Source organism: Tsuneonella troitsensis (assembly GCF_001441535.1).
Classification (GTDB): domain Bacteria; phylum Pseudomonadota; class Alphaproteobacteria; order Sphingomonadales; family Sphingomonadaceae; genus Tsuneonella; species Tsuneonella troitsensis.
Map to the genome: position 1 here is coordinate 294367 of NZ_LMAU01000004.1, position 13875 is coordinate 308241.

Genomic DNA, 13875 nt, shown 5'->3' on the forward strand with positions numbered 1-13875 from the left:
GACTTGCGGCGCGTCTCCTCCCCGGGAGCGCCGCGCAGGTTCGGGCGTTCCCCTTTCATGGGTAGGCCAGACGATGGGTAACGAAGCACACGATTTCCTTCCCGACGACCCGCAACCGGGTCCGTCGTGGGCCCATGCCCGCTGGCCGCTGGTCGGCGGGGAGAGCGAGGACGAGCTTACCCAGGCGCTCGACCCCACCGCGATGCAGCTCGCGGTCAAGGCGGCGGCGGCAAAGGCCGGCAAGCCGGTCGACGACAAGTCGGTCGAACAGGCGGCGGCGGATTCGATCCGCGCGATGATGCTGGTGCGCACCTACCGAGTGCGTGGTCATCTGGCCGCCGATCTCGACCCGCTCGGCCTGACCCAGCGCGAACTGCCCGCCGACATGACTCCCGAGTATCACGGCTTCACCGCCGATGCGCTCGACCGTCAGGTATATCTAGGCGGCACGCTGGGCCTCGAATGGGCGAGCGTCGGGGAATTGGTGCGGATCCTGCGCGAGAATTACTGCGGCCACGTCGGCTTCGAATACATGCACATTTCCGACGTGGAGGAGCGCCGCTTCATCCAGGATCGGATCGAGGGGCCGGACAAGGTCATCACCTTCACCCCCGAGGGCAAGCGCGCGATCCTGAACGCGGTCATTCGCGGCGAGCAGTACGAGAAGTACCTCGGCAAGAAGTACGTCGGCACCAAGCGCTTCGGCCTCGACGGCGGCGAGGCGATGATCCCGGCGCTCGAAAGCGTCATCAAGTACGGCGGCGCGCTCGGCGTGCGCGAGATCATCTACGGCATGGCCCACCGGGGCCGGCTCAACGTGCTCGCGAACGTGATGGCCAAGCCCTATCGCGTGATCTTCCACGAATTCTCCGGCGGCAGCGCGAACCCCGACGACGTCGGCGGTTCGGGCGACGTGAAGTACCACCTCGGCACCTCGACCGACCGCGAGTTCGACGGGATCAAGGTGCACATGAGCCTGGTGCCCAATCCATCGCACCTCGAGGCGGTCAACCCGGTCGTATTGGGCAAGGCCCGCGCGCAGCAGGCGATCCGCGACGACCTGAAGAAGCACGAGCAAGTGCTGCCCGTACTGATCCACGGCGATGCGGCCTTCGCGGGCCAGGGCATCGTGTGGGAGTGTCTCGGCTTTTCCGGCGTGCGCGGGTACAACACCGGCGGCTGCCTGCACTTCGTGATCAACAACCAGATCGGCTTCACCACGAGCCCGCAGTTCGCGCGCTCCTCGCCATATCCCTCGGACGTCGCCAAGGGCGTCCAGGCGCCGATCCTGCACGTCAACGGCGACAATCCTGAAGCGGTCACCTTCGCGTGCAAACTGGCGATCGAATACCGCCAGCGCTTCGGCCGCGACATCGTGATCGACATGTGGTGCTATCGCCGCTTCGGCCACAACGAGGGCGACGAGCCGAGCTTTACCCAGCCGCTGATGTATGCCGCAATCAAGCAGCACCCCAAGGTCAGCTCGCTCTATGCCGAACGCCTCCAGGGCGAAGGCGTGATCAAGCCCGGCGATGCCGACGCGATGTGCGACGAGTTCAACGCCCACCTGGACACCGAGTTCGAGGGCGCGAAGAGCTACAAGCCCAACATCGCCGACTGGTTCGGCGGACGCTGGGCGGGCCTGAACAAGCCGGCCGATCCGGAAGAAGCGCGCCGCAACGTCGACACGGCCATCTCGAAGAAGCTGCTCGACAGCCTCGGCCGCACGCTGACGACCGTGCCGGACGACCTGACGGTCCACAAGACGCTCGAACGCGTGCTCGAAGCCAAGCGGACGATGTTCGCGAACGGCGAAGGCTTCGACTGGGCGACTGCCGAGGCCCTCGCCTTCGGCAGCCTCGTCACCGAAGGGCACGGCGTACGCCTGTCGGGGCAGGATTCGGGTCGCGGCACCTTCAGCCAGCGTCACGCGGTCTGGGTCGATCAGACGACCGAGCGCAAGTACATCCCGCTCACCCAGCTGCCGCACGGCAAGTTCGAGGTCTACGACAGCCCGCTGTCCGAATACGGCGTGCTCGGCTTCGAATACGGGTTCGCGATGGCCGATCCCAAGTCGCTTGTACTGTGGGAAGCCCAGTTCGGCGACTTCGCCAACGGCGCGCAGATCATCATCGACCAGTTCATCGCCGCGGGCGAAGCCAAATGGTTGCGCGCCAACGGCCTGGTGATGCTGCTGCCGCACGGGTACGAGGGCCAGGGGCCGGAGCACTCCTCCGCCCGGCTCGAGCGGTTCCTGCAGCTCTGCGCGAACGACAACCTGCAGGTGTGCAACATCACCGTTCCGGCAAACTACTTCCACGTCCTGCGGCGGCAGATGCTGCGTCCGTTCCGCAAGCCGATGGTCATCATGACGCCCAAGAGCCTGCTGCGGCACCCGATGGCGAAGAGCGGCGTCGAGGAATTCACCGGCGACAGCCACTTCCGCCGGATCGTTTCGGACAATGCCGAGATCGCCGATGCCAAGGTCCGTCGGCTCGTGCTGTGCAGCGGCAAGGTGGCCTACGACCTGATGACGCGGCGCGACGAGGAAAAGCTGGACGACGTGTCCGTCGTGCGGATCGAGCAGCTCTATCCGTTCCCGGGAGAGCCGCTCGCGGTCCGCTTGGGCCGCATGACGAACCTGCAGGAAATCGTCTGGTGTCAGGAAGAGCCGCGCAACAACGGCGCATGGTTCTTCGTCGATCGCCTGATCGAGCAGGCCGCCGAGACCGCGGGCAAGTCCGGGATGCGGCCGATATACGCCGGACGCGAAGCGGCCGCATCGCCCGCCACCGGCTTCGCCAAGCGTCACGAGGAGCAGCAGCGCGCGCTCGTCGGGCTGGCGCTCGGCATAGACGATGGCGGCGACGTGCTGCGCAGCAATGCCGGTCGCCCGGCCAAGAAGAAACCCGCCTGAGGAAGCGATAGATGTCCAAGGAAGTCAAAGTCCCCACGCTGGGTGAATCGGTCACCGAAGCGACCATCGGCGAATGGCTGAAGAAGCCCGGTGACCCGGTCGCGGTCGACGAGCCGATCGCCAGCCTCGAAACCGACAAGGTCGCGGTCGAAGTGCCCAGCCCGGTCGCCGGCGTGATGGGCACGCAGCGGGTCGCGGTGGGCGACACGGTCGAGGTCGGCGCGGTCATCGCGACGATCGAGGACGATGTCGCCGCGGGCGAATCCACCAGCGTCGAACCGCGCGAAGCTGCCGCACCCAAGGAAACGCCGGTCCCCGCCGCTGCGCCTGCACCTGCCGCACCGAAGGCCGCAGAAGCGGGCGACGCCCAGACACTCAGCCCCGCGGTCCGCCGCGCGGTTCTTGAGCACGGCGTCGATCCCTCCAGCATCAAGGGCAGCGGCAAGGACGGCCGGCTGACCAAGGAAGACGTGCTCGCCGCGGCGCAAGCGAAAAGTGCCGAACCCGCCCCGGCGCCGGCTCCTGGCGCCACCCCTGCACCATCCCCTGCACCCTCGACCGGCGAACGCCGCGAGGAGCGGGTCAAGATGACCCGGATGCGCCAGACGATCGCCAAGCGGCTCAAGAGCGCGCAGGATACCGCCGCTCTGCTCACGACCTTCAACGACGTCGACATGAGCGCGGTGATCGCCGCGCGCGAGGCCTACAAGGACACGTTCGCCAAGAAGCACGACATCAAGCTGGGTTTCATGTCCTTCTTCGCGAAGGCCGCCTGCCTCGCGCTCAAGGACATTCCCGCGGTCAACGCACAGATCGACGGCGACGAGATCGTCTATCACGATTACGTCGACATTTCGGTGGCGGTCAGCGCGCCGAACGGTCTCGTCGTACCGGTGGTGCGCGATGCGCACGCCAAGTCCTTCGCGCAGATCGAAAAGGACATCGCCGACTTCGGCAAGCGCGCCAAGGATGGCACGCTGACGATGGCCGATATGGCGGGCGGCACCTTCACGATCTCCAACGGCGGCGTGTTCGGCGGGCTCATGTCCACGCCGATCATCAATCCGCCGCAGAGCGCCGTGCTGGGCCTGCACCGCATCGAGGACCGTCCCGTTGTCCGCGACGGCGAGATCGTCATCCGTCCGATGATGTACATCGCGCTGTCCTACGACCACCGCTTGATCGACGGGCGCGAGGCGGTCACCGCATTGAAGACGATCAAGGAAGCGATCGAGGATCCGATGCGGATGCTGATCGACCTGTGATGCGGAGCGGGCAGATGAAAATCGCGATCGGGCGGCTTTTCCTCGTCGGCGCAGGCGCTTTAGCGCTGGTAGGCTGCGATGCAGCAACCCAGATCGCGGGCGAAGCCGTCGAAGGCGAAGCGCGCAATGCGATCGACGCGCAGTGCCGCCAGGTGGCCGAAGGCGCGGGCATCGTCGCGGCGCGGGTCGCCGAAGTGTGTGCCTGCAGCGCCGAAACCCTGCTGGCCACGCGCGACTTCTCGGTGGCGGACATCAGCCGCGCCCGGGTCGAGGAAATCGTCAACGGCTGCGCCCGCAGCATCGGCGCCGCGACCGTCGACAACCAGATTTTGCCCACGGAGGAAGCCGGTGGCTGACCAGACCTATGACTACGACGTCCTGATCATCGGCTCCGGCCCGGGCGGCTACGTCGCCGCGATTCGCGCCGCGCAGCTCGGCCTCAAGACCGCCTGCGTCGAAAGCCGCGAGACGCTGGGCGGCACCTGCCTCAACGTCGGGTGCATCCCGTCGAAGGCCATGCTCCACGCAAGCGAGTTCTTCGACGCGGCCGCGAACGGCACCATGGCCAAGATGGGCGTCGTGGTGGAGCCCAAGCTCGACCTCGACACGATGCACGCGCAGCGGATCGACGCGGTCAAGCAGCTTACCGGCGGGATCGCGTTCCTGTTCAAGAAGAACAAGGTCGACTGGAAAAAGGGCCGCGGGACCTTCGTCGATGCGCACACGGTCGATGTCGGCGGCGAAAAGATCACCGCGAAGAACGTCATCATCGCGACCGGCTCGTCGGTCACGCCGCTTCCCGGCGTCGAAGTCGACAACGACAAGCAGGTCGTGGTCGACAGCACCGGCGCGCTCGAACTGCGCAAGGTGCCGAAAAAGATGGTCGTCATCGGCGGCGGCGTGATCGGGCTGGAACTCGGCTCGGTCTGGCGGCGCCTGGGAGCCGAGGTCACGGTGGTCGAATTCCTCGACCAGCTATTGCCCGGCATGGACATGGACATCCGCAAGGAAGCCGCGAAAATCTTCAAGAAGCAGGGCATGACGCTGATGCTCGGCACGAAGGTGACCGGCTGCACCGTGAAGGGCGACAAGGCGACGTTGTCGATCGAGCCCGCTGCCGGCGGCGATGCGACGGCGCTGGAAGCCGATTGCGTGCTCGTGTCGATCGGGCGGCGACCCAACACCGAAGGCCTTGGCCTCGACAAGATCGGGCTGGAAACCAACAAGCGCGGCCAGATCGAGACAGACCACGATTTCCGCACCAAGGTCGACGGTGTCTGGGCGATCGGCGATGTTATCCCGGGCCCGATGCTGGCCCACAAGGCAGAGGACGAAGGCATCGCCTGCGCGGAGAACGTCGCCGGACAGACCGGCATCGTAAACCACGCGGTGATCCCTGGAGTGGTCTATACCTGGCCCGAATTCGCCGGCGTCGGTTTGACCGAGGACGAAGCCAAGGAAAAAGGCCCGGTCAGGGTCGGCAAGTTCCCCATGCTGGCCAACAGCCGCGCGAAGACCAACCACGAACCGGACGGCTTCGTGAAAGTCATTGCCGATGCCGAGACCGATCGCGTTCTTGGCGTCTGGTGCATCGCCAGCGTGGCCGGCACGATGATCGCGCAGGCAGCCCAGGCGATGGAGTTCGGTGCGACCAGCGAGGATATCGCATATACCTGCCACGCCCACCCGACGCATTCGGAAGCGATCAAGGAAGCGGCGATGGCGGTGACGGGCAAGCCCATCCACATCTGATTGGCGATCTTGCGCTTTCCTCGCCGCGTGTCTCCCGGCACATAGCTCGGATCGCGGGGGGAAAGTGGATGCGGGGCACGGTGCACAAACTGGCGTTGGTGGCTGCTGCCCTGCTGGCGATAGCAGGTTGCCGTCAGCAAGCGCCATTCGCCCCGCCGCCTCGTGCGAACGACAAGATCGAGGTTCCGGTCCAGAATTCGGTCATCGCCGTTCCGGTGACGGCCGATCTCACCGCGCTGACCCGGCAACTCGAACGTGAGGTGCCCCGGACGCTGGCGCGCATCAATCGCAAGGGAGAGACGTGCGTCGCCCCGAAGCGGTTGAAGGTGGCCTTCGTCAAGCTGAAGACCCCGCGCCTCAAGTGCGACATCGTCGGAACGGTCACCCGGGGTCCGATGCGCTTCGACGGGCGCGGGCAGGATTTCGTTATCACCCTGCCCGTTCGGGCTACGGTGGAGGCGCGCGATATCGGCGGGATCCTCAAGCGCGAAACCGCAACCGCGGCGGCCAATGTCCGCATCGTCGCGCGGCTTTCGCTCAATCGCGACTGGAGCCCGACCGGGAAGGTCGACATCCGCTATACCTGGTCGGACGAACCGCATGTCGATTTCCTCGGCCAGCGGATCGAATTCACCGAGGCCGCCGACAAGGAATTGCGCGGCGCGATAAGTTCGTTCGAACGCTCGCTGCCGCGCGAACTCGCCAAGCTCGGCCTGCGCAGGGAGATCGAGCAGCTCTGGAGCAAGGCGTTCACATCGCTCGAACTCAATCGCGCAAACCCGCCCGTGTGGATGCGCATCACGCCCAAGGAACTGCAGTATGGGGGCTACAGCCTGAGCGGACGCACCGCGACGTTCCGGCTGGGGCTGAAGGCGCAGACCGAGACGTTCGTCGGAGACCGCCCGCCCAATCCGCCGACCACGCCTTTGCCGCAGCTATCGCCCCTCGACGCAGCGCCGGGCAAGCTGCTGTTCTATATCCCGGTGATCGCCGACTACGCCCAGTTGGAGCCGGTCGTGCAGCGCGCGCTGGTGCGCCGGTCGGAGCGACCGTTCGAGGTGCCAGGCCTTGGCCCGATCAGGGCCGAGTTCGGCGCGGTGGATGTCTATGGAACCGAAGGCGGTCGGGTAGCGGTCGGCGTCACGTTCAGGGCCACGCAACTGGAGGGTTCTCTGGGCGAGGCGCAGGGACAGGTGTGGCTGACCGGCATACCGGTCAATGCCGAGAATTCGCGCAAGATCGCCTTCGACGGCGTGCAGATCACCGGTGATACCGACCGTCCGGGGGCCGACCTGCTGCTCAGCATGGCCAACTCGCCTGGATTCGCGCAGACGATCGGCGCCGCGCTGGCCCAGAACTTCGAGCGGGATTACGACGAACTGATGATCAAGATCACCCGCGCGATCGCCAGCAAGCGTGAAGGCGACCTGATGATCCGTGCGACGATCGACGATGTCCGCACCGGTCGGTTGAAGGCTGCCGGACAGGGCCTTTACCTGCCCGTCGAGGGAACCGGGAATGCCGCGATCACGCTGTCCCCGCGCTAGATCCCCCCGATCAGAACGCCTTATTCAGGAGCCTTGTCGATGACGATACCTCGCCTGACCGACGAACTCGGCGCAAACGCGCTCGCTGCCCGAATCGCAGCAGGCGAGCTGTCGCCGATCGAGGCTGTCGATGCCGCGATCGCGCGGATCGAGGCGCTCGACGGCCCCCTGAATGCGGTGGTGGTGCGCGATTTTGATCGGGCGCGTGACGCCGCGAAGGCGCTCGACGGAGTGTCGCCGACCGGGCGGCTGCTGTTCGGCGTGCCGATGACGGTCAAGGAAAGCTTCGACGTCGCGGGCCTTCCCACCACGTTCGGGCACCTGCAGTTCAAAGACCACCGACCGAACCGCGATGCGCGCGTCGTCACGCTCCTGAAGGCAGCCGGTGCGGTGATCCTGGGCAAGACGAACGTCCCTCCGGATCTTGCCGACCTGCAGAGCAACAACCCGGTCTATGGCCGGACCAACAACCCACACGACCTCTCGCGCGTGTCGGGGGGCTCGTCGGGCGGTTCGGCGGTCGCCGTGGCGAGCGGGATGGTCCCCGCCGAATACGGCAGCGATATCGGCAGCTCGATCCGCAACCCCGCCCACTTCAACGGGATCTACGGCCACAAGACCACGTTCGGCCTGGTCAGCCGGCGCGGACACACCCATCCGATGGCTGGCGGCCGCGACGTTCACGACGGCCCGCTGTCGGTGGTCGGGCCGCTCGCGAGGAGCGCGGACGATCTCGCCACCCTGCTCGAAGTCACCGCCGACAAGCCGATCCGTCGGACCGGAAAGTCGATCGGACAGATGCGGTTCCTCGCCGTGCTCGATCACCCCTCAAGTGAGGTGGACGCTTCGGTACGCGGCCCGATGGAGGCGGCGCTGGTCGAGATCGAAAAAGCCGGCGCGCGGGTCGACCGCACGAGCGACCTGTTGCCCGATCTCGCCGCGCAGCACGCCGATTACTTGCGACTGCTCAACGTCGCGATGGCGCGAGGACACGCGGGACCGGGAGGCCACGCGATGCCGCTGGCGGACTATTACCTGCTGCTCGATAGCCAGGCGCGCAATCGCTACGCCTGGGCCGATCTGTTCGCGGCCTACGATTTCGTCCTTGCGCCGCCCTTGCCCTTCGTCGCCTACACCCACGACGATACGCCGCTGCGCGACCGGCGCATCGCGATCAACGGCAAGGACAGCGCCTTCGGCGACGCGCTGGCCTGGGCCGGTCTCGCCACATTTCCCAACCTGCCGTCCACGGTCGTCCCTGTCGGAGAGAGCGGCGGATTGCCGTGCGGCATGCAGGTCATGGGCGCGGAATGGGCGGACCTCGACTGCATCGCCGCCGCGGGCGCGATCGGCGCGCTGATGGATCGCTGAGCCTTGGCAAACGGCAAGTGGATGCAGCGCTTTGCCCGCTGGCACATCTGGCTGGGCTGGCTGATCGCGATCCCGCTGGTCCTGTGGACGGCGAGCGGCCTGATCATGGTGGCCAAGCCGATCGAGGAAGTGCGCGGAACCACGCTACGCCTCGAGCCGGACGAGCGCGAACCCCTTCGCGGCAATCCGCGCCCGATCGCTTTTCGGCTCGATGGCTCTCCTCGAGTGGTCGAGCTGCGCAGCTTCGTTCAGCGGGGCCGCGCGATCACGCTCGCCACTGCACCGGACGGCACGATAACCCGCTACGATGCCGAGACGGGCGCGTCCCTCCCGCCGCTCGACGAGGCTGAGGCCCGCGCGGTCGTTGCCGCCTCGATCAGGGGCGGTGACCGCATCGCAGAGATGCGCGCATTCGACGGGGACGATACGCCATTCGATTACCGGCGTCTCGAAGCGGTGTGGCAAGCGACGCTTGCCGACGGGACCCGCGTCTACGTCAACCGCGCCACCGGCGAGGTCGACGCGGTGCGCACCCGCTGGTGGCGGTTCTACGACCTAATGTGGGGGCTGCACATCATGGACCTCGAAACCCGCGAGCAGCCGCACAATCCATTCACGATCACGTTCGGCATCCTAGCGTTGGCGGGAGCGGTGCTGGGCAGTATCCTACTGTTCCGTCGCCGCAAAAGGCGGGTCCGGGCGTGACCGACGATGCGGGCATCGAACGGATCGCATGCGGCCTGATCGACCGCACCCTGCCCAAGCAGGAGTGGACCCACCGCGCGCATTTCGCCGCTGCGCTCTGGTTGCTCTCCCATCCCGACGTGCTGGTGAAAGCGGGCGGGATGGCGCCGGTCATCCGGCGGTACAACGAGGCGACGGGCGTTTGGAACACCGATAGCGGCGGCTATCACGAGACGATCACGCAGGCCTCGCTGCGAGGGGCGGCGGCGATGTTGGCTGCCAACCCCGGCGGGTGCTTAGCAGACGTCCTGGATAAGCTGATGTCCGGTCCCTTGGGCGACAAACGCTGGCCGCTCGCCTACTGGAGCGAAGCCCGGTTGATGAGCGTCGAGGCGCGCAGGTCGTGGCTGGAGCCCGATCTCTCGCCGCTACCTTGGCCGCCTCTCGCTCAGAATGGCGAAGAGGGCTAGAAGCGCAGCGATGAATCCGGCTGCCCTTCCCCCCGTTCTCGACCTTGCCGGAACGGCGGTCTTCGCGCTGACTGGCGCCCTGCTCGCCGCTCGGCTTCACCAGACGTTCGTGACGATGGCATTCTTCGCGCTGGTGACCGGGGTCGGTGGCGGATCGCTGCGCGACATGCTGCTCGGCGCGCCAGCGTTCTGGCTGCACGACCCGTGGGTCGCGCCGGTGATATTTGGCACGGCGCTGGTCGCCTGGTTCACGCCGCGACGCTGGTGGGAGAACGAACTGCTGGAATGGGCCGACGCCGCCGGCCTTGCGGCATTCGCGGTGCTGGGTACGGCCAAGGCGCTCGCCTATGGCGTGGCTCCGGTGCCCGCGGCCGTGCTGGGCGTGGTGACCGGCTGCGCGGGCGGCGTGGCGCGCGACGTGATCGCGGGCGTTCCGTCCATCATCATGCGGCCGGAGATTTACGTCACCGCAGCCGCGCTCGCTGCGGTGGTCACGGTTGCAGGTTCGCTAGCGGAGCTGCCCTCGGCAATCACATGGACGCTGGCGTGGGCCGCCGGGTTCGGCACCCGCGGCGCGGCGATCCGCTGGAAGCTCGCGCTGCCCTCGTACCGCGAGGGACGCTAGCTCTCAGCCCGGAAAGTCGGGCGCCTCTGCGGTCTGGTAACGGCCGTCGTCGCCATCGTCATTCGAAGGCACTGGTTCGTCGCCAGGCAGCGGACCGCCCGGATAGGCTGGAGTGCCCGTCCCATCTTGGGCAGCACGCGCTGCGGCGTATCGATCGTCGTCCCACTGGCGATCTTCGACCTGCGCCCCGCGAGCGCCGAAATCGACACCCTCGATCCGTCCATCGGGACCGATCGAGCAGGTGAACGGTGCCCCGGTGAGAAGCTGGCCGGTGACGGCCCAGCCCTGTCCGGTGCGGCTCACGCTATCGACCGTCTCGACCTGCGCATTGCGCTCAACTTCGCGCGCGCACATGTCAACTGCGCGGTCGATCCCGCGGCTGTCGTCCATGCGCGAATTGTAGGGGCGGCTGCGGTAATCGCGCTGATAGTCGTAGTCGCGATTGGGATAGGGATAACCGCGCGTGCGATAGGCGCGATCGCGGCTGGCCTTGCTTGCCGCGCTTGCGACCGCGGCGATCGTGCCGAGCACCAGGATGCCGCCGATCACGTCTCCCGCGTCGACCCGGTCGCGGCGATGCCAGCGGCGATAACCGTCGGCATTGACCGCATCGGCGTCGAAAACGCCCGGCGCCTCGACCGCGCGATGTCCGGCAAGCTGCGGCAACTCTGCCGCTGACAGTGGCGTCGCGGCCATCGACAGACTGGCGGCCAATGCGGCGGCGGAAGCGAAGCGGAAGAGCATGACCTGTGTTCCCTCAAGACAGATCGTGCGGCGAAAATGCCGCATCGTGCATATGCGACTAGGCGGCCCAGGCTTGCAACAGCCTGAACCGCCCTTTGCCTATTGTCTACGCAGACCCGCGCTTAGCGGTAACCACGCAGGCCGCTGTAATCGAGGCCGACGACCCGGTTACCCTGCACGTCGCAGGTGAAACGACCCTGGTCGTAGTTCCGGCCGCTGTAGCGGTAGTTGTAGTCCCGGCCCCAGCCGCCGCCACGCTCGTTCACGACAACCGTACCCTTGACGCGGTAGCCGTAGTTCTTGCGATCGACGTCGCGGATGTCGGTCACGCGGGCGCCGTAGGCACCGCGCTGGGCGGCACGGACGCACTGCTCGACCGCCTGACGCGGGTTGCCATAGTTGTTGTAACCATAGCGGCTGTTGTAGTTGCCGTTGTAATACGGCTCGCCGTAGGTGCCGCGATAGTTGCGGTCCTTGCCGATCGAACTCGCCACGGCGGCGATGCCGCCAATCACGAGCGCGCCGGCGATGATTTCGCCCGCACTGATGCCGCCGTCACGGTCGCGGTAGCGATCCTGCGCCATGGCGGGGGATGCCGAAGCCAGAGCCATCGCGCCAGCCGCGACGGTGGCAAGAGTGCCTTTGGCGAAGGCGTTGGAAATGGTCTTCATGGCTCACCTCAATTCAGTCTAAGGGAAGCGTTTTCCCTGCTTCGTGGCACCCTTCTGGCCGATTCGGCTTGAGAGAAGGCTGAATTGGCACGTTAGCTGGCGTTCAGGAAAAGTGCCGTTCCGCTGAATGATCGCCACTCAGTGCAAACGAAAAGAGCCGGAAGTCTCCCCCCGGCCCTTCGCTTGTCTGGTATTGTAAGGCGCTATCAGGCGTCTTCGAACTCGTCCTCGTCCTGGTTCATCACCGGACCCGAATCCTGGCCCTTGGCCGAAACGTCGCGGTCGACCAGTTCGATGATCGCGATCGGAGCAGCATCGCTCTCGCGGAAGCCCGCCTTGACGATGCGGGTGTAGCCGCCATCGCGTCCAGCGTAACGCTCGGCCAGGACGTCGAACAGCTTCTTGAGCTGGGTGTCGTCGCCGAGGCGGCTCATCGCCAGGCGGCGATTGCTGAGCCCGCCGCGCTTGGCGAGGGTGATCAGCTTCTCGACGTAGGGACGCAGCTCCTTCGCCTTGGGCGTGGTGGTGAGGATCTGCTCGTGTTTGATGAGCGCGGCGGCGAGGTTGCGCAGCAGCGCGGCGCGGTGGCCGCTCTTGCGCTGCAGCTTGCGGCCCTTGATTCCGTGACGCATTTCTCAGTTCCTTCGTTCGTAGGGGGCCCGTGTCAGGTAGCCCGATGCAGGCGGCGTTAGCGGGCGCCGCCCAATCCCGTTCAGCCCAGAAGCTCTTGTTCGAGCTTCTTCGCCATTTCCTCGATGTTCTCCGGCGGCCAGCCGGGGATATCCATGCCGAGGCGCAGACCCATCGAGCTCAGGACTTCCTTGATCTCGTTGAGCGACTTGCGGCCGAAGTTCGGCGTGCGGAGCATCTCGGCCTCGGTCTTCTGGACCAGGTCACCGATGTAAATGATGTTGTCGTTCTTGAGGCAGTTGGCCGAACGCACCGACAGTTCGAGCTCGTCGACCTTCTTGAGAAGGTAGCGGTTGAGCTGGTTGGCGTCGCTTTCCTCGGTCGGGGCAGCCATGCCGATCATCGGGCTCGAAGAAACCGGCACACCGTCCTCGAAGTGGACAAACAGCGCGAGCTGGTCCTGCAGGATGCGCGCGGCATAGGCCACGGCATCTTCGGGGGTCACGGTGCCGTCGGTCTCGACCGTAAGGCTCAGCTTGTCGAAATCGAGTTCCTGCCCGACGCGGGCGTTTTCGACCTTGTAGCTGACCTGGCGGACCGGCGAGTAGAGCGAGTCGACCGGGACCAGGCCGATCGGTGCATCCACCGGGCGGTTGCCGACGGCCGGGACATAGCCCTTGCCGGTGTCGGCGGTCAGTTCCATGTTGAGGTTCGCACCTTCGTCGAGGTGGCAGATCACGAGATCCTTGTTCATCACCTCGATGTCGCCCGACACGGCGATATCACCGGCGGTAACCTTGCCCGGTCCGGTGGCCGCAAGCTGAAGGCGCTTGGGCCCTTCGCCTTCCATCTTGAGAGCGATCTGCTTGACGTTGAGCACGATGTCCGTGACGTCTTCGCGCACGCCGGCGAGCGAAGAGAATTCGTGCAGCACGTTCTCGATCTTGATCGAGGTGATCGCAGCGCCCTGAAGGCTGGACAGAAGGACCCGGCGCAATGCGTTGCCGAGGGTCAGGCCATATCCGCGCTCGAGCGGCTCGGCAACGAAAGTCGCCTTGCGGCCCTTCGCTGCGTCCTTGACCTCGAGGGTGTTGGGCTTCTTGAGTTCCTGCCAGTTCTTGGTGTTGACGGCCATGGATATCCCCTGGGGTTCAAATGGTCACGGGACCGGCGCCTGGTGGCGTCCGATCCTGCGGAAA

Annotated in this window: 13 protein-coding genes; 9 read left to right on the plus strand and 4 right to left on the minus strand. The window is 66.1% G+C overall.

The window, feature by feature from the left end:
• Positions 1 to 73: 73 nt before the first annotated feature.
• The 9 genes from AR323_RS11115 (at position 74) to AR323_RS11155 (ending at position 10631) form a co-directional block, all read left to right on the plus strand.
• Positions 74 to 2917 (plus strand): 2-oxoglutarate dehydrogenase E1 component, encoded by a 2844-nt coding sequence (locus AR323_RS11115; RefSeq protein WP_057884029.1) that lies wholly within the window; start codon positions 74 to 76, stop codon positions 2915 to 2917.
• A gap of 11 nt (positions 2918 to 2928) precedes the next feature.
• Entirely contained in the window at positions 2929 to 4182 is a 1254-nt protein-coding gene (gene odhB / locus AR323_RS11120; protein ID WP_057884030.1) for a 2-oxoglutarate dehydrogenase complex dihydrolipoyllysine-residue succinyltransferase, read from the plus strand.
• A 14-nt stretch (positions 4183 to 4196) separates the two neighbouring features.
• Positions 4197 to 4538, plus strand: coding sequence for a hypothetical protein (locus AR323_RS11125; RefSeq protein ID WP_152980330.1), 342 nt, complete (start codon positions 4197 to 4199; stop codon positions 4536 to 4538).
• Positions 4531 to 5934, plus strand: a complete 1404-nt coding sequence (gene lpdA, locus AR323_RS11130; RefSeq protein WP_057884032.1) for a dihydrolipoyl dehydrogenase — start codon at positions 4531 to 4533, stop codon at positions 5932 to 5934. Before AR323_RS11125 ends, lpdA begins: the two co-directional genes overlap by 8 nt.
• A gap of 68 nt (positions 5935 to 6002) precedes the next feature.
• Positions 6003 to 7481, plus strand: a complete 1479-nt coding sequence (locus AR323_RS11135) for a DUF4403 family protein (protein WP_057884033.1) — start codon at positions 6003 to 6005, stop codon at positions 7479 to 7481.
• A 39-nt stretch (positions 7482 to 7520) separates the two neighbouring features.
• Positions 7521 to 8852 carry an amidase family protein gene (locus tag AR323_RS11140; protein ID WP_057884034.1) on the plus strand — a complete coding sequence of 444 codons (1332 nt, stop codon included), beginning with the start codon at positions 7521 to 7523 and terminating at the stop codon, positions 8850 to 8852.
• A gap of 3 nt (positions 8853 to 8855) precedes the next feature.
• A complete protein-coding gene (locus AR323_RS11145) occupies positions 8856 to 9557 on the plus strand; it encodes a PepSY domain-containing protein (RefSeq protein WP_235510572.1) in 702 nt (233 codons plus the stop codon).
• Positions 9554 to 10006 (plus strand): hypothetical protein, encoded by a 453-nt coding sequence (locus tag AR323_RS11150; RefSeq protein WP_057884035.1) that lies wholly within the window; start codon positions 9554 to 9556, stop codon positions 10004 to 10006. Before AR323_RS11145 ends, AR323_RS11150 begins: the two co-directional genes overlap by 4 nt.
• A gap of 10 nt (positions 10007 to 10016) precedes the next feature.
• The gene (locus AR323_RS11155; RefSeq protein WP_057884036.1) at positions 10017 to 10631 is read left to right on the plus strand and encodes a trimeric intracellular cation channel family protein; all 615 of its coding nucleotides are present in this window, start codon (positions 10017 to 10019) and stop codon (positions 10629 to 10631) included.
• Between the two features lie 3 nt (positions 10632 to 10634).
• Here the strand turns inward: AR323_RS11155 and AR323_RS11160 are convergent, their stop codons facing one another.
• The 4 genes from AR323_RS11160 to AR323_RS11175 form a co-directional block, all read right to left on the minus strand.
• On the minus strand, positions 10635 to 11375 hold the full coding sequence (locus tag AR323_RS11160) for a hypothetical protein (RefSeq protein ID WP_057884037.1): 741 nt from the start codon (positions 11373 to 11375) through the stop codon (positions 10635 to 10637).
• Positions 11376 to 11497: 122 nt separating this feature from the next.
• Entirely contained in the window at positions 11498 to 12046 is a 549-nt protein-coding gene (locus AR323_RS11165; protein WP_057884038.1) for a hypothetical protein, read from the minus strand.
• 206 nt (positions 12047 to 12252) lie between these two features.
• Entirely contained in the window at positions 12253 to 12678 is a 426-nt protein-coding gene (rplQ, locus tag AR323_RS11170; protein WP_057884039.1) for a 50S ribosomal protein L17, read from the minus strand.
• Between the two features lie 80 nt (positions 12679 to 12758).
• Positions 12759 to 13811, minus strand: a complete 1053-nt coding sequence (locus AR323_RS11175; protein WP_057884040.1) for a DNA-directed RNA polymerase subunit alpha — start codon at positions 13809 to 13811, stop codon at positions 12759 to 12761.
• Positions 13812 to 13875: the final 64 nt, after the last annotated feature.

Bases quoted from the DNA above. Each gene is read 5' to 3' on its own strand.
- AR323_RS11115 (WP_057884029.1), top strand. From the start codon at position 74: ATGGGTAACGAAGCACACGATTTCCTTCCCGACGACCCGCAACCGGGT.
- odhB (WP_057884030.1), top strand. From the start codon at position 2,929: ATGTCCAAGGAAGTCAAAGTCCCCACGCTGGGTGAATCGGTCACCGAA.
- AR323_RS11125 (WP_152980330.1), top strand. From the start codon at position 4,197: ATGAAAATCGCGATCGGGCGGCTTTTCCTCGTCGGCGCAGGCGCTTTA.
- AR323_RS11135 (WP_057884033.1), top strand. From the start codon at position 6,003: ATGCGGGGCACGGTGCACAAACTGGCGTTGGTGGCTGCTGCCCTGCTG.
- AR323_RS11140 (WP_057884034.1), top strand. From the start codon at position 7,521: ATGACGATACCTCGCCTGACCGACGAACTCGGCGCAAACGCGCTCGCT.
- AR323_RS11155 (WP_057884036.1), top strand. From the start codon at position 10,017: ATGAATCCGGCTGCCCTTCCCCCCGTTCTCGACCTTGCCGGAACGGCG.
- AR323_RS11160 (WP_057884037.1), bottom strand. From the start codon at position 11,375: ATGCTCTTCCGCTTCGCTTCCGCCGCCGCATTGGCCGCCAGTCTGTCG.
- AR323_RS11165 (WP_057884038.1), bottom strand. From the start codon at position 12,046: ATGAAGACCATTTCCAACGCCTTCGCCAAAGGCACTCTTGCCACCGTC.
- rplQ (WP_057884039.1), bottom strand. From the start codon at position 12,678: ATGCGTCACGGAATCAAGGGCCGCAAGCTGCAGCGCAAGAGCGGCCAC.
- AR323_RS11175 (WP_057884040.1), bottom strand. From the start codon at position 13,811: ATGGCCGTCAACACCAAGAACTGGCAGGAACTCAAGAAGCCCAACACC.